Source organism: Sorangium sp. So ce363, assembly GCF_051520435.1.
GTDB lineage: Bacteria > Myxococcota_A > Polyangia > Polyangiales > Polyangiaceae > Sorangium > Sorangium cellulosum_B.
Genome location: NZ_CP150333.1, coordinates 9,287,416 through 9,303,865 on the forward strand (window position 1 = coordinate 9,287,416; position 16,450 = coordinate 9,303,865).

A 16,450-nucleotide genomic window follows, 5' to 3' on the forward strand; every position below is an offset into this window, starting at 1 on the left:
ACCTCGACACCGCAGCTCCTCGAGGGACGCACCGAGCAATTCGCCACAAAGCAGCGCGCCATATGCAAAAACTGAACAACCTGATCATCGCCCTCACGCTGCTGCTCATCGGATGCACAAAACCCTGAATTTGACAAGCATATCCCCAAACACGAACCCAAGGAGCGACCATGGGCTAGCGCTCCTTCAAGTCTCATCCACCAGTCAATACGCCATCGCCTTCATTTTATCCAACACAACAGAAGACCTATTAGAAGCGCGCATACACGGCAGCAGCGGCTCCAGCTACTGGCTGCTAGAGCTACCAGCCGGCGACTATCGCATCGACACGGTGAACGGCATGAGACCAGCCGGAAGCGGGCTTGGGTTTTCCATAAAATCGGCCGCTGTAAATTACATCGGCGACATCAACATTGTCCCTGGGATGGACTTCAGACGCGGCAACATGCTGGTCTACGAAGGCGGGTTCTACAAGAACCGCAATCTGGAAGGCGCAAGGAATTTTCTAACGGACAATTATCCACGCCACTCAAAACAGCTACCATTTATCGACGCAGTGCGCGAAGATTGACTCTGAAGCCGCTCTCGCCGCGCCCGTCGCTCCTCTCGCCTCCCTCGGCGCCCCCCGGCCTCGTCCTGGCGCTCGCATACCTCGCGGCGGGCGTGCCTCGCACGCCTGCGGCACGCAGGACCCCTCACCATCAACCATCAGGCTCGACGGGATGCGCTGCGGCATCCACAAGCGCGCGCGATGATGAACGGCGGCGCTCGCGACACGCTCCCGGCGCTCGCAACGGCCGTCCGACATGGCCGACGCTCCGGCGCAGCCCGGTGTCGCACCTCTCCTCCTGGCCGTGGGTTTCTTCGTCAGCACCCGCGAGCGTACGGAGAGGCCGAGCGGCAAGCTTTACGTTGAAGTACCTGGAATCGCTGTTGTTCCCGGATCAGGCTCGGGTGCTTGGAACGACAATTTACCCACTCACGGAGCTGGGTCGTGACCTGATCTCACCGACGAGCCGACGTGTCAGCGCCCGGCGTTTCGATGCCGGCGACGGAGCGTCAACAGCGCAAGGCCCATGGCGACGACCGCTGCGTACGAGCCCTTCGGCTTGGCGTCGCTACCGACGACGGCGCACCCACCCGTTTCACCCGATTCACCTGCAGACTCCGAGCCTGCGCCGGTGGTGGCGCTGTCCGCAGCGCCGCTCGTACCGCTCGTGCCGCTCGTGCCGCTCGGGTCGCTGCCGCCCGTCGTGGTGACCTCGCCGCCGCCAGCGGGCTGCCCGCCAGAGCCGACGGTCACGCCCTCGCCCGCGCTTCCGCCGTCCCCCGAGGCGCCGCCGCTCCCCGCAGCAGGCCCGGCGCCGCCGACGTTCTGATCACCCCCGGAGCCGTCGCCCGAGCCACCCGTGCCGCCGCTGCCGGCAGCCTCGGAACAGTCGGTCTCCGGATCGGCCCCACCGGCCTTGTCCAGACCGAAGAACGCGAGGATCGCATCGGCCTCGTACGGCATGGAGTGCGCGCCGTTTCTTCCTGACCAGGCCTCGAACACCGTGTAGCCACACTCGTTCTTCCAGAACTGGCGATCATAGGTGGTCCCGCCCGATGTGATCATGTCGGTCGAGGTCGGGGTCTCGCTCAGCTCGAGGACGTTCGTCCATTCCTTGATCGCCTCGGCCTGGTTCTTGTAGTTGATCGTCGCGTCCGCCGTGCCGTGGAAGATCTGAAGGCGGGGGCGATGCCCCGTATACCCAGGGAACATCCCCCGAACCTGATCTCCCCATTGCTGCGCTGACTTGCTCGTCCTGCCGCCCGCGCAGTTGTTGCTCCATTGCTGGCCCCCGTCGAAGCCGTCCGCCCAGCACCCGGCCGCCACCCCCGCCCTCGCCGCGCCGGCCCGGAAGATGTCCGGGTACACCGCCAGCATGGCTTGCGTCATCATCGCTCCGGACGAGCCGCCCATCACGTAGACGCGCTTCGGGTCGCCTTTGTACTTCTCGAGCGCGTACTTCACCATCTGAGCGACGGCCTGCGTGTCGCCGCCGCCGTCGTGGGTCAGCGATTTCGTCGTGCCCACGTCCCAGCAGTTCCGGCCGGTGGCCTCCGGAAGGATGATGATGAAGCCGTTCTTGTCGGCGCCCGCCTTGACACCCGAGATGCTGTTGAAGAACGAGCTCACCGGCGTGCTGCACGAGTGGCAGCCCACCACGATGGGCGGATTCTCGGCCAGCTTGTCCGGGACGTAGATGTTCATGTTGACGTAGCTCGGGACGCCGCTCGCTCCCCACGTCGCCCGGCTCACCGCCTGCACCGACGCCGCGTACACCGGCATGGCCGCGAACAGCCCCAAAGAGAACGACGCGACCACGAAACCGCGATTCTGAAATCGACGCATGTTCGATTACCTCTAAAGCTGGCGTCGCCGACGATGGCGCGCGATTGGCGCGCGGATGCTATCGACACAGGAACTTGGGCGCAAGCCGCTTCGGGTTCTTCCAGTCCGCGAAAATTGAACCAAGACCTTGCGCATCATGGAGCCTTCTCGCGCTGTGAATGGCCGTAAACCCGCAGCTCACCCCTTCACGCCGGGCGGGCCGCCTTTCGACCTCGCTGCCGCGCACCGCTCTGCATAGACGGCCGGTGTGAAGCCGACCTGGGTCTTGAATTCCCGGATCAGGTGCGCTTGATCATGATACCCGAGCTCCTGCGCGAGCGCCGCCCACGCGACGGGCGCGCCCGTGGCCACGCGCTCCGCGGCCTCCTGCACGCGTGACCGCCGGATGATCCACTTGGGCCCGACGCCGATGTACCGCTCGAACGCGCGGTGCAGCGTGCGGACCGAGACGCCCGCGATCCGGGCCAGATCCTCGGCGCGGTGGATGTCGCGATCGTCCTGCGCGCGGACGGCGAGCGCCATCGCCTCGTCGAGCCCGGCGTCCTCCGGGCCCCTGCGCGCGCGCAGGAGCTCCTCCACGGCGCGGATCGCGGTGGCGTCGTCCGGCTGGTCGAGCACGGCGCGCTCGAGCGGCCCGGCCGCGCCGCCGAAGATCTCGACGAGGGGGACGACGCTGTCGACCAGGCGGCGCATGGGGACGGGCGCGAACGGGAAGAAGCCGCCCGGCTTGAACTTCGTCGCGACGACGCGCCCCGTGCCCTCGATCCGGACGACCTCGCGGCGGGTCCCGATGCCGTGCACCGCCGAGCCCGGCGCCTCGATGGCCAGGTTGACGCAGGGGTGCGGCAAGAGCTCCTGCTCGAACGGCGCGGTGAGCGACCAGCGGACGACCCAGTGCCAGTCGACGAGCCTGGCCAGGTCCGGCGCGGGCGCGTGGCGGTGCAGCGCGAAAAAGCGCTGGAGACCCGCGGCGGGGTTCAGGATGCCGCGGGTGGGGTCCTCGGGGGTGATGCTCCGGCTCATGATCGCGCGTGGCGCTCTTTTACAATACCGCGCCTCGCCCGGGCAGTAGCGTCCGCCCCGGAGGCAGCAACATGGCTGATTCGACCACGACCCCGAGGGGCAACCTCGTCTTGTTCCATTCTCCGAACTCGCGCTCGGTGGGCACGCGCATCCTGCTCGAGGAGCTGGGCGCGCCCCACGAGCTCCGCGTGCTGAACATGAAGGCCGGGGAGCAGCGGAAGGCCCCTTACCTCGCCGTGAACCCGCTCGGGAAGGTGCCCGCGATCCTGCACGACGGCGCGCTCGTCACCGAGCAGGTCGCGATCGTCATTTACCTCGCCGATCTGTTCCCGGAGGCCGGCCTGACCCCGGCCATCGGGGATCCGCTGCGCGGGCCGTACCTCCGGTGGATCGCGTACTACGGGTCGTGCTTCGAGCCGGCCGTCGTCGATCGGGCGATGAAGCGCGATCCGGCCCCGGCCGCGACGTCTCCGTACGGAGATTTCGATACGATGTTCGGCGTGGTGGCGGAGGCGCTGCGGAAGGGGCCGTATCTGCTCGGCGATCGATTCTCGGCGGCCGACGTCCTCTGGGGCAAGGCGCTGGAGTGGATGGTGAAGTTCAAGCTCGTGCCCGAGCTGCCGGAGGTGACGGACTACGTCGCGCGGGTGTGCAGCCGGCCGGCGTTCGCGCGGATCGCGGCGAAGGACGCAGAGCTCGCCGCGGCGCACGAGGCCGCGGCCGCAGCGGAGGCGCGGGCGAGCTGATCGCCGCCCAGGCTGCCGTCTACTCCGGCTGCCCACCCAGCTGCTTCACCGCCCTCGATCCCGCCTCGATCCCGCGCCGCAGGCACTCCGCCTCGCGCGCGCCCTGGAGCTCCGCGGTGATGAACCCGGCCGCGAACGCATCGCCGGCCCCGGTCGTGTCCACCACCTCGACCTGAGGCGCCGGCTCGTCGAGGCGCAGGCCCTGCCGTCCGCCCACCGCCGCGCCCCGCGCGCCACGCTTGATGATCACCCGCTCGAAATAGGCGCCCAGCGCGATCATCTGCGCCGTGAGGTCACCCGTGCCCGAGAGCGCCTCTGCCTCGTCGGCGTTGGCGAGCAGCGTCGACATCCCTCGTGTCCACTCAAGGAAGTCCCCGACCCCCACCTCCCGCAGAAAGCCCACGGACGCGGCGTCGAGGGCGATCGGGACGCCGCGGCGCCGCGCCTCTTCGGCGAGCCGCAGCACGGCCCGCCGAGGCCCTTCGGCAAAGAGCGAATACCCCGAGAGGAGCACCAGCCGCGTCTCGTCCAGGAGCCCCACCGGCATGTCCGAAGGCTCGAGCGCGAGGTTCGCCCCACGATCGGTAAGGAAGCTCCGCTCCCCGTCGGCGTCGACGAGGATGACCAGCACGCCCGATGGATTCTGCGGGTCGGCCACGAGGATCGGGTCGACATGGAAGCTCCTGAAATAGGCTTCGAGATGCGGCTTGTCCCTGGCTCCGACCCGGGCGACGAACGACACCTTCGCTCCCATCGAACCGAGCCAAACCGCCTGGTTGGCCCCCGAGCCTCCGGGGCGGCTCTCGATCTTGGCGCGCCGGTCCGAGCCGCGCACCAGCGGCCCCTCGGGGCGGACGATCACGTCCGTCATCACGTCGCCCACCACGAGCACGCGGCGGGCCGCGCTCATGCCTTGGCCTTCGGCTTCGACTTCGACTTCGACTTCGACTTCGGCTTCGACTTCGACTTCGACTTGGGCCTGGCCCCGAGCTCGCTCATCGCCGCCGCGATCTCCGCCGCCACCGCCGCGTTGTTCTCGACCAGCGCGATGTTGGCGACGAGGCTCTTGCCCTCGGTGAGCTCGAAGATGCGCTTCAAGAGGAACGGCGTCAGGTCCTTGCGGCTCACCCCCTCTGCCTCGGCGCACCGGATCGCCTCCTCGATCCGCGCCTCGATCGCCCTGGCGTCCATCGCATGGCTCTCGGGGATCGGGTTGGCCACCAGGACCCCGCCCATGCCGAGCTCGAACTGCAGCGCGATGACCCTGGCCGCTTCCTCGGCGCTCTCGACCCTGTGGTCCACCTTCTGCCCGCTCTGCCGCGCCCAGAAGGCCGGGAAATCCTCTGTCTTGTAGCCCAGGACCGGCACGCCATGCGTCTCCAGCGTCTCCAGCGTCTTGGGAATGTCGAGGATCGACTTGGCCCCCGCGCAGACCACCGCCACCTGCGTCTGACTCAGCTCCTCGAGATCGGCGGAGATGTCGAAGGTCGTCTCCGCCCCGCGATGCACGCCGCCGATGCCCCCGGTGGCGAACACCTGGATACCGGCCCAGGCCGCCGCCATCATCGTGGTCGCCACGGTCGTCCCGGCCATCCCGCCCAGGACCAGGAGCGCCGCCACGTCGCGCCGCGAGGCCTTGGCCGCCTTGCTGCCCCCCCTGGCCAGCCGCTCGAGATCTTCCCCCTTCACGCCCACCTTGAGCTTGCCGTCCATGATGGCGATCGTCGCCGGAACGGCCCCGTTCCGGCGGACTACCGCCTCCACGCGCTGCACCATCTCGAGGTTCTGCGGATACGGCATGCCGTGCGTGATGATGGTCGACTCCAGCGCGACCACCGGCCGGCCGCCAGCGAGCGCTTTCCTGACCTCGGGCGAGATGGAGAGGTGGTCCTTGACTGGCACGCTGAGATCCTTCGGTAGGGAGGGTTTGGCGCCTCCTAGAGGCACCAGGCGCGAGCGTCAAGCGGTCGCCAATCTGGCTGCCGCAATCTCTTGTCCATTTTGTCCAGGAGTAGAACAGCGGTGTTGATGAGTCGATCTTGCGTATCGAGCATCCGGGGGTGGGCTCTGGAACCGTGGGGCTTCGCCACGAGCGTGGCCGTACCCCACGACCAACACCGCGGGTTTGCGGTAGCCTCGCGGTCCATCGGAGCGCCATGGTCTGGATCCAGCTCAAGCAAATCCTCGAGATCGCCCCCGCTCCCCTCCTGTCGAGTGATCCTTCGGCCGAGGCCACATACCGCGACCGCGAGCGGCCACGCATCGCGCGCGCGCTCAGGACGGCGGCGCTCTCGTTCTTCGCGCTCGGCCTCTTCGCCTCGCTCCCGGAGCTCCTCGCCGCCCCCGGGGCGTGGGGCGCCGATCGGCTGAGCGCCTGGGTGCCGCTCGGCCAGGCGTTCGCCGCGCTCGGTGCGTACCTCGTCCTCCTGCACCCGTTCGTCGCGCGGCGCCCGCTCCTCGCAGGGCTCTTCATGGGCGTCTGCTCCGGGCTCTCGCTCGGCGTCCTCCTCGCGCTCCGCGCCGGCGTGGACACGCCGCTCCGCGGGGTCACCCGCCTCGCGACCGTCGCCCTCCTCGTGCTGATGCTCTCGCTGCCGTGGTGGATCCTGATCCGCGCGCTCCTCCCCGTCGGGCAGCTCGAGGAGCGGGTCCGCGCCCAGATCCGGGAGCTGCGCCTCCTCGCCGCGCACCTCGAGCGCGCCCGCGAGGAGGAGCGCTCGCGCATCGCGCGCGAGCTCCACGACGAGCTCGGGCAAGAGCTCACCGCGATGCGCTACACGCTGGGCTTCCTCAAGCAGCGCTTCGAGCGCGATCCGAGGAGCGTCCGCGGCAACATCGACGAGCTCGAGTCCCTCCTCGCCCGCACGGCGACGACGACGCGCCAGCTGCTCTCCGAGCTGCGCCCGCGCGCCCTCGACGAGCTCGGGCTCGACGCCGGCGTCGCGTGGCTCCTCGAGCAGACGCGCGAGAAAACCGGCCTCCGCTGCGAGCTCGCCGCGTCGGGATCGATGCAGGGGCTCGACGCCGACGTCGCGACGGCCGCCTATCGCATCCTGCAGGAATCGCTCACCAACGTGGCCCGCCACGCCGGCGCCTCGCGCGTGGACGTCGAGCTGACCCTCCGCGACGAAGCGCTCGAGCTCGTCGTCCGCGACGACGGCATCGGCGTCGAGGGGGCCAAGGGCGCTGCGGCCGGCGCGGGCGAGCGCCGGGGCATGGGCCTCGTCGGCATGCGCGAGCGCGCCGATGCGCTCGGCGGAGAGCTCCGCGTCGAGAGCCGGCGCGGCGAGGGGACCACGATCCGCGTGCGCCTCCCCGCCCCGAGCCGCCGCGCGCGGGAGGAGGTCGCCCCGTGATCCGCGTCTTCATCGCCGACGACCACGCCATCGTCCGGCACGGCCTCCGGCAGCTCGTCGAGGGCGCCTCCGACATGCGCCTCGTCGGAGAGGCGAGCGACGGGCGGGAGCTGCTCGCGGCGGCGGAGGCGGGGGCGTGGGACGTGCTCGTCCTCGACCTCTCCCTGCCGAAGGTGAGCGGGCTCGAGGCGATGCGGAGGCTGCGCGCGGCGCGGCCGAAGCTCGCCATCGTCGTCCTGTCGATGTACGCCGAGGAGCAGTACGCCGTGCCCGCGATGCGCGCCGGCGCGGCGGCGTACCTCTCCAAGGACCGCTCGGGCGACGAGCTCCTCGACGCGATCCGCCGCGCGGCGCGCGGGGGCACGTACCTGACCGGCACGGTCGCCGAGCAGGTCCTCCGCGGCGCGGCGCGCGCGGAGAAGCTCCCGCACGAGACCTTGACCGCGCGCGAATACCAGATCTTCACGCTCATCATCCACGGCCGCACCGTGTCCGAGATCGCCGCCGAGCTCGATCTGACCGCGGGGACGGTGAGCGGGCACCTCCAGAAGATCAAGGCCAAGCTGGGCGCGCACTCGGTCGCCGACGTGGTGAGCTACGCGCACCGGATGGGGATCATCGACTGAGCCGGCCCGGAGGCGCCCGCGCCCGGATCCAAACTTTTTAGGGGCCCGGCCCAAACTCGCTCCGTGGTGGGAGCGCGCGCCGAGGCGCAACCTCTCCCTCGAACGGAGCGAGCCGGCATGCGCGGCGCGCCGCCCAGGCCAGGGAGCGGCGCGCGGCCGGCGAGGCTCGCCCGAGAGGAGGACATGAGCATGAAGCCCACGTACCGATCGTCCCGACTCCGCGGCGCCGTCCGGGCCCTGCAGGCAGCGACCCTGGTGTCCATCGGCCTCGCGTCACCGCGCGGCGCGCGCGCGTTCGAGGTATACAACAACACGGGAGAGAGCGTCCGCGCCCGCGTCCTGGAGGGAGATTACGACAGCGCCATCTCCGCGCACGACTCCGGCGCCTGCCATTACAGCAACACCGACTGCAACCCCTCGGGCGCGCGCGGCGCCCTCCTCACCGCGCAGATCGAGACCAGCAATTTCAACTGCGTGATCACGATGCCAGCAGGCGGCGTCGCGCTCATCGACGCGCAGGACCGGTTCTCCCTCGGCCTGCCGCCGAACTATTACTGCACGTCCTACGACTGGAACGACAACTTCATCGACGCGTCGGTGCTCGGGCAGAGCATGAGCCTGGACCCCTCGGAGCGCGGGATCCACTTCCTCGCCACCGGCGATCCGCAGTACCACAACACCTCGTCCGAGAACGGCACGTCCGACGCGGTGCTCGGCGCGATGCTGGGGATCCTGAGGGCCGATCGCAGCGTCCGCGGCCTGCTCATCGCCGGGGACCTGACCCAGAACGCGCGCCCGCTCGACGAGTTCGCGGACTACAAGGACAGAATCCGCGGCATGTCACGCTTCGTGTACGACGGCATGGGCAACCACGACCTGAGCCGCCCGACGTGGGACCAGCACCTCGCCTGCGGCTTCGGGTTCGACACCTGCGTCGACCCGGAGGCGATCCGCAGGGACATCCGCACCCGGAAGCGCTCGACCTCTGCGACCCGCGTCGGAGACCCGCACTACTCGTGGGACTGGCAAGACGTCCACTTCGTCCAGCTCAACCTGTTCCCCGGCAACGGCACGACCGCGGATCAGTACGACAGCTCGCTCGATCCGATGGGGAGCCTCGAGTTCCTGAGGAGCGATCTCGCCGCCCACGTCGGCCCCTCCGGCAGGCCCGTGGTGCTGATGCACCACTATGGCTTCGACCCGCTCTCCACCGGCAACGACGGCGCGGGCCCGGCCTGGTGGACGGCCGCGCAGCGGGCGGCGTACTGGGACGTGATTGCCACGTACAATGTGGCCGCGATCTTCACGGGCCACTACCACCTTGATCCCGAAAGCGCCGACTGGGTCGTCCCCTTCACCCGCCCCGCGGGGCGCTACCTCGGGCCCGACCGCATTCCCACGTTCGTCGCGGGAGGCGCCGAGGCCGGGGCGTTCCTCGACGTGCTGATGAAGGAGCGGCAGCTCGTCGCGATCCGCAAGGATCAGACCGGCGCCGAGCACCACCGCGCGGTCGTCCCGATCCGGCGCAATCTGGCGCTCGGGAGGCCGGCCACGCAGTCGACCGTCGCCGTGGGCGGCGTGCCGGCCCTCGCGGTCGACGGCGACCTCAACGGCGCGTTCTGGGAGGGCTCGGTCACGCACACGGAATGGGAGCGGACGCCGTGGTGGCAGGTGGACCTCGGGGGCTCGACCGCCATCGGCGAGGTCGTTGTCTACAACCGGACCGACTGCTGCTCCGAGCGCCTCACCAACTTCAGCGTCATGGTCTCGGAGGACGGCGCGAGCTGGACGGCGCTCCCCTATTCCGGCACAGCGCCCCCGCGCCTCTCGATGACGGTGAACCACCAGGGCCGCTTCGTTCGAGTGCAGCTCAACGACATCGGCAGCACGAGGCCCTTCAGCCTCACCGAGGTCGAGGTGTTCGCCGCCCGCACGAGCGTCTCGGTGAAGCACTCCGGCCTCTTGCTCGACGTCGAGGACGGCAGCACGGCGGACGGCGCCGCGCTCATCCAGTGGAGCGAGCTCGGGAACGACAACCAGCAGTTCGATCTGACCCCCGCAGGCGCCGGCGATGTCAACATCGTCGCCCGTCACAGCCGCAAGTGCATCGATGTCTACGATGCAAGCACCGCGAACGGCGCGCCCGTCATCCAGTGGTCTTGCAATGGCGGCGACAACCAGCGGTTCAGCGTCGTCGACGCCGGCGGCGGGTATGCGATGCTCGTCGCCAAGCACAGCGGCAAGTGCCTCGACGTCGAGTACGCGAGCACCGAGGCCGGCGCCCGGATCATCCAGTGGCCTTGCGCGGGCTCGGACAACCAGCTCTTCGCCGTCGCGCAGCGGCCTTGAACGCCGGGCGACCAGGCGCGCTCGCTCGGCGTTATACTCGGGCGCCGCGAAGCCCATGAGCGCCCCGGTGAGCCTCGGAGACGTCATCGCCGGCAGATACCGCGTCGAGCGCCTGCTCGGCCAGGGCGGGATGGGCGTGGTGATGGCCGCCCGCCACCTGCACCTCGGGAACCAGGTCGCGCTCAAGCTGCTGCGCCGAGACGCGCTGGTCGACGCCGCGGCGCGGGAGCGCTTCCTGCGCGAGGGGCGGGCGGCGGCGGCGCTGCGCGGCGAGCATGTCGCCCGCATCTTCGATCTGGGCTTCCTCGACACCGGGGATCCATTCCTGGTCTTCGAGCTGCTCGAGGGCTGCGATCTCGGCGCGCTGCTGCGGGCGCACGGGCCGCCGCCGATCGAGGTCGCCGTGGGGTACGTGCTGCAGGCGTGCGAGGGGCTGGCCGAGGCGCACGCGCCCCGGCTCGCTAACCGCGGCTGTAGTACTACGACCCGGTGGACTGGTATCGCCGCTCCCCGAAGCGCCAGATGCGCAGCGACACGAGCAGGAACGCCACCCCCACGAGCGGCGACGCCCAGCGCGCGGCCTCGGGCAGCGCGGGGACCGTGGGGCGATCGAGCAGCGCGCCCGCGGGGATGTAGCTCACGAACGCGAGCGGCACGACGAACGTGAAGAAGCGCCGGAACCAGTCGCGGTACAGGGTCAGCGGGTACTGCGCGGCCTCCGTGCCGCCGTACGTCAACGCGTTCATGATCTCCAGCGACTCGATCGTCCAGAAGCACAGCGTCGCCTGGAGCACGAGGAGCCCGTAGAACACGCAGGCGCCGCCGACGATCGCGCCGACGAGCAACGCAAGCTTGGCCGCCGTCCACCCGACGCCGAGCGCGCTCCCGGCCCACAGGAGCATGACGAGGCCGACCGCGAGCCGCCCTGCGCGCAGGAACTGGAACTCCCCGGTGGCGACCTGGAACGCCGTGGAGCGCGGGCGCAGGAGGAGCCGGTCGAAATCGCCCGATCTCACCATCGCGGAGAAGGTGTCGAACCCGCGGCCGAACGACTCGGCGAGCGCGAACGAGACGTTGACGAGGCCGAACAGCAGCGCCACCTCCGCGAAGCGCCACCCCCGGACCGCGCCGAACCTGTCGAACAGCGCCCACGCCCCGAGCAGCTCGATGCCCACCGTGATGAACTGCCCCACAGACCACATCACGAACGACGCGCGATACTGCATCTGCGCCCGCAGCGACGCGGCGGCGAGCCGGAGGTAAAGCCTCGTTGCATCGAGCGACATCTCGCCTGTTCCTCGTCTCCTCGCCCGTTCCTCGTCCCTCAGCCGCCCTGCACCACGAGCCGGCGCAGGCCGCGCGCGACCATCGCCCTGCCGAGCGCCACGAACGCGGCGGTCCACAGCGCCTGGTGCAGCAGCACGCCGGGGAGCGCCCCCGCGGGCAGGTGCCCGAGGTAGAGCCGGAACGGCGCGTCGACCATGCCCCGGAACGGCAGCGCGTCGAGCCACTGGAGCATCCACGCCGGAAACAGCGGCAGCGGCACGATCATGCCGGAGGCGACGAGGACGAGCGACGGCACGATCCGCGCGATGCCGTCGCCGGACGTCGTCCACAGCATCGTCGACGTCACCGCCGTCGCGAACGCGGCCACGAGCGCCGCCGCGCCGACCATCGCCGCCGCCCACGCGCCCGCGGCGGCCAGCGACGGCGGCAGCCCCATCCCGAGGAGCGGCACCGCGACCGCGAACATCGGGACCGCGCGCAGCAGCGTCGGCGCGACGCGCGCGGCGAGCGCGCGGGCGAGCCAGAGCGCGTGCAGATCGAGCGGGCGCGCCAGCTCGTAGCCCACCGCGCCGGTGCGGATCAGCTCGCGCACCTCGGGGTCGGGGTTCGTCGAGAACGGCAGCAGCTGGAAGAACGCCTGTCCGAGCCACGTGTACGTGATCGCCTGCCCGAGCGCCATCGGCGGCGGCGCGCCCGACAGGGCGTTCCCGTAGAACGCCTCGAGCACCATGACCTTGATGAACCCCCAGAACAGCTGCGTGCCGAACCCGGCCGCGGCGGCGGCGCGGTACTGCAGGAGCGCGCGGCAGCGCGCCCGGAACACGGCGGCACAGGCGGCGAAATTGGCCGCAAAGCCCGCGAACGGCGCGCTCACGGCGGCGCCCCCGCCTCGCCGCCCTCGCCGTAGAGCCGCGCCACGATCTCGTCGATGGGCGGGTTCTGCACCAGGAGGTCGCGCACCGGGGTGCGGGCCGTCACGCGCCCGACCAGCTCCGCCGTCGAGATCGCGGCGGGGTCGAAGCGCAGCGTCACGCGGGCGCCCTCGCGGCGGATCACCTCGGCGCGTGGCTCGGCGATCTCCGCCGCCGGGTCCGCCAGGTCCACGATGAGCCAGCGCTCCGCGGTGACCTGCGCCCGCAGCGCCTCGAGCGAGCCGTCCGAGAGCACCCGCCCCCCGGCGATGAGGATGACCCGCGAGCAGAGGGCCTCGATGTCGTCCATGTCGTGCGTCGTCAGGATCACCGTGACGCCGCGCTCGCGGTTGAGCCGCTGCACGAAGCGCCGCACCGCGAGCTTCGAGACGGCGTCGAGGCCTATCGTGGGCTCGTCGAGGAAGAGCAGGTCGGGCGCGTGGAGCAGCGCGGCCGCGAGATCGCACCGCATGCGCTGGCCGAGGCTGAGCTGCCGCACCGGCGTGTCGAGCAGCGGCCCGAGATCGAGCATCGCGACGAGCTCGTCGCGCGCGCGGGCGTGATCGGCCGCGGCGACGCGGTAGATGTCCCGGAGGAGCTCGAACGAGTCGATCACCGGCAGATCCCACAGGAGCTGGGTGCGCTGGCCGAACACGACGCCGAGGCGCCCCACGTGCGCGACGCGCTCGCGCCACGGGACGCGGCCGGCCACCTCGCATCGCCCCGAGTCCGGCACGAGGATGCCCGCCAGGATCTTGACCGTCGTCGACTTGCCGGCGCCGTTCGGCCCGATGTACCCGACGAGCTCGCCCCGATCGAGCGAGAACGAGACGCCCGCGAGCGCGTCGACGGCGCGGTAGCGCGGGCGCACGAGCCCGGCGAGCGCGCCCAGGGCGCCCGGCCGGCGCTCGGCCACCCGGTACGCCTTGCGCAGGTCCTCGACGACGATCAGCGGCATGACGGCGGCCAGGGTCTCACGGGCGGCCCGGGAGCATACTTGACCTCGGTCGAGCGGCCAGCGCCGCGGGCCCCGACCTCGGTCAAGCCGCCAGCGCCGCGAACGCGGCCTGCGCGCCGACCTTGCCGCGCACCACCGCGCCGTCGCGCCGCTCGAAGTCGACGTGGCCGCTGTGGAGCGACGCGTACAGCTCGCGGTAGAGCGCCGCCATGGGCGCGGACACGCCGAACGACGTCAAGACCGGCGCCACCTGCTCGAGCGGCAGATGCACCACGCGCGCCTCCCTGCCGATGAGGACCTCGCCGAGCGCGCGCGCGATCGCCTCGGGGGTGTAGTCCTCCGGCCCGGCGAGCTCGATGACCCGCCGGCCCGCCGGCCCGACGAGGAGGCGCTCCGCCGCGACCCGGCCGATGTCCTCCGTCGCGACCATCGGGAAGGCGCGCCCCGGCTGGAGGAAGCTCGGGAGCACGCCGTCGCCCTTCACCGCCGCGAACACCGAGCGCCAGTTCTCGAGGAAGTACGCAGGCCGGACGAACGTCACGCCGCGCGCCACGGCGGAGAGCCTCTCCTCGGCGTGGTGCACCGTCACGATCGGCCCTGTCCCCTCGGCGTGGTGCGCGGCGATCGACGAGAGGAACACGACGTGGGGGACCGCGCTGGCCGCGATCGCCTGCGCCATGGCGTCGACCTGCGCCCTGCTCTCCCCGAGGGGATCGTCCGAGGCGACCGACGGCGGGCTCAGCAGATAAGCCCCCTTCACGCCCTCGAGCGCCCGCGCGACCGCCGCCACGTCGCCGAGCTGCGCGACCGCGACGTCGGCCCCCTTCGCCTTCCACGCCTGCCCCTTCGCCGCGTCGCGGACGGGGCCGCCCGCCCCCTCCACCCACCATCGGTCACCAACGTCAACGTTTACATGAACGTGAACGTGAACGTTCGGAGGCAGGAGAACGCGACGCGAAGCTTGGTTAACGTCTATGCCCTGCCCGCCTTCGCCGCGCGGCCGGCCTTCAATCCCGGATATAGACGCTGAGCCCGTCGAATCTGGCCGAATTGTCCCTGTTCGCGAGCCTCGCCACGACCCGGATGGCCTCGCTCCCGCCGGCGGGGACCGTCATCGCGCAGCTGCCGTTCAGGTGGGTCGCGCTCGATCCGCACCCGGCGCCGCCTTCCAGCTCGAAGCCGTCGCACGCCATCGTGCCGACCGGCGCGCCTCCGCGGAGCAGGGTCACCTCGATGCGCACGTGGTTTGCGCCGCTGTGCTCGTAGCTTTCGGCGTGCACCGGGAACTCGAGCGCCTTTCCCGCCGGAAACGAGAGCGCCTTCTCGACGGGGGTGTCGAAGCCCGGCAGATCGACCTGACCCGCCGTCGGGCCCAGGCAGCTCAGGAGCACGAACGCCCCGAGCGCCGCCACGGCGGCGCGCGCCCGGTCCCGGTTCGCTGCGGTCCGCAATAGGAGCGCGCTCACCCGCCGGCCTCCTCGAGGAGGTCGCGCCCCCAGAAGCACGCGGCGACCGCACCGGGCACGCCGGGCGCCGAGGAGCAGCTCGCGACGACCTGCTCGATAAAGGTTTCCGAGGCGTCGGGTATCTGCATGCGGAATGCTCCTCTCAGGCGGACCGGGTGAGCTCGGGGAGCGACGTCTCCCGCGGTGGATTATCCGACGGCTCGGGCCCCGCCACCAGGTCTCCCTGCTCGCGCCGGGCCCGCGGCCCATGCTCACCAGGAGCGCGCGCGCCCCGATTCCGCGATGGCCGCGCCGGCGCGCGCGGGTTACGGTACCCGCCGCCTCGATGCCGCCCGATCCCTGCGCGCCCCCCGGCGATCGATCCCTGTTCCCGTCGTTCGATGGCCCCGGCGGCTTCGACCGGATCCGCGCCGACCTCCCGGCCTTTCTCCCGGCGATCCGCGCGGTGTGCGAGCGCCACGGGCTCTCGTCGGGCGGGCTCTCCGCCTTCGCGCACGGGACCAACGTGGTCGTCTCGAACGACGCAGGCCAGATCATCAAGCTGTTCCCGCCCTTCCTCCGGCACCAGTTCGAGGCCGAGCGCCTCTCACTGGCGCGCTTCCACGGGAACGTCCCCGTGGCCACGCCGGAGCTCCTCTGGCAAGCGGAGCTCGAAGGCTGGCCCTATCTCGTGATCTCGCGCCTCCCGGGGCGCACGCTCGAAGAGGCCTGGCCCGCGATGAGCGGCGCGGAGCGCGCCGAGGCGCTCGCCCGCATCGGCGAGATCATGAGGGCCGCCCACGCGCTGCCCACCTCTGGACTGGAGAGCATCGATCTCGGCTGGGCTGCGTTCCTGGAGCGCCAGATCGCCGAATGCGAGAGCCGGCACCGGCGGATGGGCCTGCCCGAGCGCCTCGTCTCGCAGATCCCGGCTTACCTCGAGTCTGCCCGCGCTCTCCTGCCGACATCCGTCGTCCCGGTCCTGCTGACCGGCGAGTACACGCCGGAGAACCTCCTCGTGACCCGAGCGGGCGGGAGGTGGACCGTCACCGGCGTGATCGACTTCGCGGACGCGTGCCTCGGAGCACCCGAGTACGATCTCCTGGGCCCGTGCCTCTTCCTGTCGGCCGGCAGCGCGGACCTCCAGCGCGCCTTTCTCGGCGCCTACGGATACCCGCCTGCCGACCTGGGCCCAGCGCTGAGCCGCAAGCTGATGGCCCTCGCGCTGCTGCACAGGTACAGCAATCTCAGGTTCCAGCTCAGGCTCGAAGGATGGGAGTCCCAGGTCTCCTCGCTGCCCGAGCTGGAACAGACGATCTGGCCGTTCTGAGGGGAGATCTGGCCGCTCGCGGCC

At 70.8% G+C, this 16,450-nt stretch carries 16 protein-coding genes and 1 pseudogene; 7 read left to right on the top strand and 10 right to left on the bottom strand.

Annotated features, from left to right (window positions below; translation table 11 throughout):
* Positions 1-112: 112 nt before the first annotated feature.
* Positions 113-571 (top strand): hypothetical protein, encoded by a 459-nt coding sequence (locus WMF12_RS34945; protein WP_437852327.1) that lies wholly within the window; start codon positions 113-115, stop codon positions 569-571.
* Positions 572-1,024: 453 nt separating this feature from the next.
* On the opposite strand, the gene WMF12_RS34950 is transcribed toward WMF12_RS34945, so the two are convergent.
* Positions 1,025-2,395 (bottom strand): extracellular catalytic domain type 1 short-chain-length polyhydroxyalkanoate depolymerase, encoded by a 1,371-nt coding sequence (locus tag WMF12_RS34950; protein WP_437852328.1) that lies wholly within the window; start codon positions 2,393-2,395, stop codon positions 1,025-1,027.
* Between the two features lie 177 nt (positions 2,396-2,572).
* Entirely contained in the window at positions 2,573-3,418 is an 846-nt protein-coding gene (locus tag WMF12_RS34955; RefSeq protein WP_437852329.1) for an AraC family transcriptional regulator, read from the bottom strand.
* 71 nt (positions 3,419-3,489) lie between these two features.
* Here WMF12_RS34955 and WMF12_RS34960 point away from each other — a divergent pair, with 71 nt between their 5' ends.
* Positions 3,490-4,164 carry a glutathione S-transferase family protein gene (locus WMF12_RS34960; protein WP_437852330.1) on the top strand — a complete coding sequence of 225 codons (675 nt, stop codon included), beginning with the start codon at positions 3,490-3,492 and terminating at the stop codon, positions 4,162-4,164.
* A gap of 19 nt (positions 4,165-4,183) precedes the next feature.
* Here the strand turns inward: WMF12_RS34960 and WMF12_RS34965 are convergent, their stop codons facing one another.
* Together WMF12_RS34965 and WMF12_RS34970 are read right to left on the bottom strand one after the other, a co-directional pair.
* A complete protein-coding gene (locus tag WMF12_RS34965; protein ID WP_437852331.1) occupies positions 4,184-5,074 on the bottom strand; it encodes a carbohydrate kinase family protein in 891 nt (296 codons plus the stop codon).
* Complete coding sequence (locus tag WMF12_RS34970) at positions 5,071-6,066, bottom strand: pseudouridine-5'-phosphate glycosidase (RefSeq protein ID WP_437852332.1); 996 nt, start codon at positions 6,064-6,066, stop codon at positions 5,071-5,073. The genes WMF12_RS34965 and WMF12_RS34970 overlap by 4 nt, the downstream gene beginning before the upstream one ends.
* 254 nt (positions 6,067-6,320) lie before the next feature.
* On the opposite strand from WMF12_RS34970, the gene WMF12_RS34975 reads away from it, so the two are divergent.
* The 4 genes and pseudogenes from WMF12_RS34975 to WMF12_RS34990 all read left to right on the top strand — a co-directional run.
* Positions 6,321-7,520 (top strand): sensor histidine kinase, encoded by a 1,200-nt coding sequence (locus WMF12_RS34975; protein ID WP_437852333.1) that lies wholly within the window; start codon positions 6,321-6,323, stop codon positions 7,518-7,520.
* Positions 7,517-8,146 (top strand): response regulator, encoded by a 630-nt coding sequence (locus WMF12_RS34980; RefSeq protein WP_437852334.1) that lies wholly within the window; start codon positions 7,517-7,519, stop codon positions 8,144-8,146. The genes WMF12_RS34975 and WMF12_RS34980 overlap by 4 nt, the downstream gene beginning before the upstream one ends.
* A 189-nt stretch (positions 8,147-8,335) precedes the next feature.
* Positions 8,336-10,495 carry an RICIN domain-containing protein gene (locus tag WMF12_RS34985; RefSeq protein ID WP_437852335.1) on the top strand — a complete coding sequence of 720 codons (2,160 nt, stop codon included), beginning with the start codon at positions 8,336-8,338 and terminating at the stop codon, positions 10,493-10,495.
* A 142-nt stretch (positions 10,496-10,637) separates the two neighbouring features.
* Positions 10,638-10,886 (top strand): annotated as a pseudogene (locus tag WMF12_RS34990) (serine/threonine-protein kinase); the annotation flags it as partial.
* Positions 10,887-10,974: 88 nt separating this feature from the next.
* Here the strand turns inward: WMF12_RS34990 and WMF12_RS34995 are convergent.
* The 6 genes from WMF12_RS34995 to WMF12_RS35020 form a co-directional block, all read right to left on the bottom strand.
* Positions 10,975-11,781, bottom strand: coding sequence for an ABC transporter permease (locus WMF12_RS34995; protein WP_437852336.1), 807 nt, complete (start codon positions 11,779-11,781; stop codon positions 10,975-10,977).
* A gap of 38 nt (positions 11,782-11,819) precedes the next feature.
* On the bottom strand, positions 11,820-12,656 hold the full coding sequence (locus WMF12_RS35000; RefSeq protein WP_437852337.1) for an ABC transporter permease: 837 nt from the start codon (positions 12,654-12,656) through the stop codon (positions 11,820-11,822).
* On the bottom strand, positions 12,653-13,651 hold the full coding sequence (locus WMF12_RS35005) for an ABC transporter ATP-binding protein (protein WP_437741025.1): 999 nt from the start codon (positions 13,649-13,651) through the stop codon (positions 12,653-12,655). Before WMF12_RS35005 ends, WMF12_RS35000 begins: the two co-directional genes overlap by 4 nt.
* Positions 13,652-13,733: 82 nt before the next feature.
* Complete coding sequence (locus WMF12_RS35010) at positions 13,734-14,534, bottom strand: NmrA family NAD(P)-binding protein (RefSeq protein ID WP_437852338.1); 801 nt, start codon at positions 14,532-14,534, stop codon at positions 13,734-13,736.
* 124 nt (positions 14,535-14,658) lie between these two features.
* Positions 14,659-15,117, bottom strand: a complete 459-nt coding sequence (locus WMF12_RS35015; protein WP_437852339.1) for a hypothetical protein — start codon at positions 15,115-15,117, stop codon at positions 14,659-14,661.
* Positions 15,114-15,245 (bottom strand): hypothetical protein, encoded by a 132-nt coding sequence (locus tag WMF12_RS35020; RefSeq protein WP_437852340.1) that lies wholly within the window; start codon positions 15,243-15,245, stop codon positions 15,114-15,116. Before WMF12_RS35020 ends, WMF12_RS35015 begins: the two co-directional genes overlap by 4 nt.
* Positions 15,246-15,442: 197 nt before the next feature.
* Here WMF12_RS35020 and WMF12_RS35025 point away from each other — a divergent pair, with 197 nt between their 5' ends.
* Positions 15,443-16,426 carry a phosphotransferase family protein gene (locus tag WMF12_RS35025; RefSeq protein WP_437852341.1) on the top strand — a complete coding sequence of 328 codons (984 nt, stop codon included), beginning with the start codon at positions 15,443-15,445 and terminating at the stop codon, positions 16,424-16,426.
* The last annotated feature ends 24 nt before the right edge of the window (positions 16,427-16,450 follow it).

Excerpts from the sequence above, each read along its gene's own strand:
- WMF12_RS34945 (WP_437852327.1), top strand. The coding sequence starts at position 113 with ATGCACAAAACCCTGAATTTGACAAGCATATCCCCAAACACGAACCCA.
- WMF12_RS34950 (WP_437852328.1), bottom strand. The coding sequence starts at position 2,395 with ATGCGTCGATTTCAGAATCGCGGTTTCGTGGTCGCGTCGTTCTCTTTG.
- WMF12_RS34955 (WP_437852329.1), bottom strand. The coding sequence starts at position 3,418 with ATGAGCCGGAGCATCACCCCCGAGGACCCCACCCGCGGCATCCTGAAC.
- WMF12_RS34960 (WP_437852330.1), top strand. The coding sequence starts at position 3,490 with ATGGCTGATTCGACCACGACCCCGAGGGGCAACCTCGTCTTGTTCCAT.
- WMF12_RS34965 (WP_437852331.1), bottom strand. The coding sequence starts at position 5,074 with ATGAGCGCGGCCCGCCGCGTGCTCGTGGTGGGCGACGTGATGACGGAC.
- WMF12_RS34975 (WP_437852333.1), top strand. The coding sequence starts at position 6,321 with ATGGTCTGGATCCAGCTCAAGCAAATCCTCGAGATCGCCCCCGCTCCC.
- WMF12_RS34985 (WP_437852335.1), top strand. The coding sequence starts at position 8,336 with ATGAAGCCCACGTACCGATCGTCCCGACTCCGCGGCGCCGTCCGGGCC.
- WMF12_RS34995 (WP_437852336.1), bottom strand. The coding sequence starts at position 11,781 with ATGTCGCTCGATGCAACGAGGCTTTACCTCCGGCTCGCCGCCGCGTCG.
- WMF12_RS35005 (WP_437741025.1), bottom strand. The coding sequence starts at position 13,651 with ATGCCGCTGATCGTCGTCGAGGACCTGCGCAAGGCGTACCGGGTGGCC.
- WMF12_RS35020 (WP_437852340.1), bottom strand. The coding sequence starts at position 15,245 with ATGCAGATACCCGACGCCTCGGAAACCTTTATCGAGCAGGTCGTCGCG.
- WMF12_RS35025 (WP_437852341.1), top strand. The coding sequence starts at position 15,443 with ATGCCGCCCGATCCCTGCGCGCCCCCCGGCGATCGATCCCTGTTCCCG.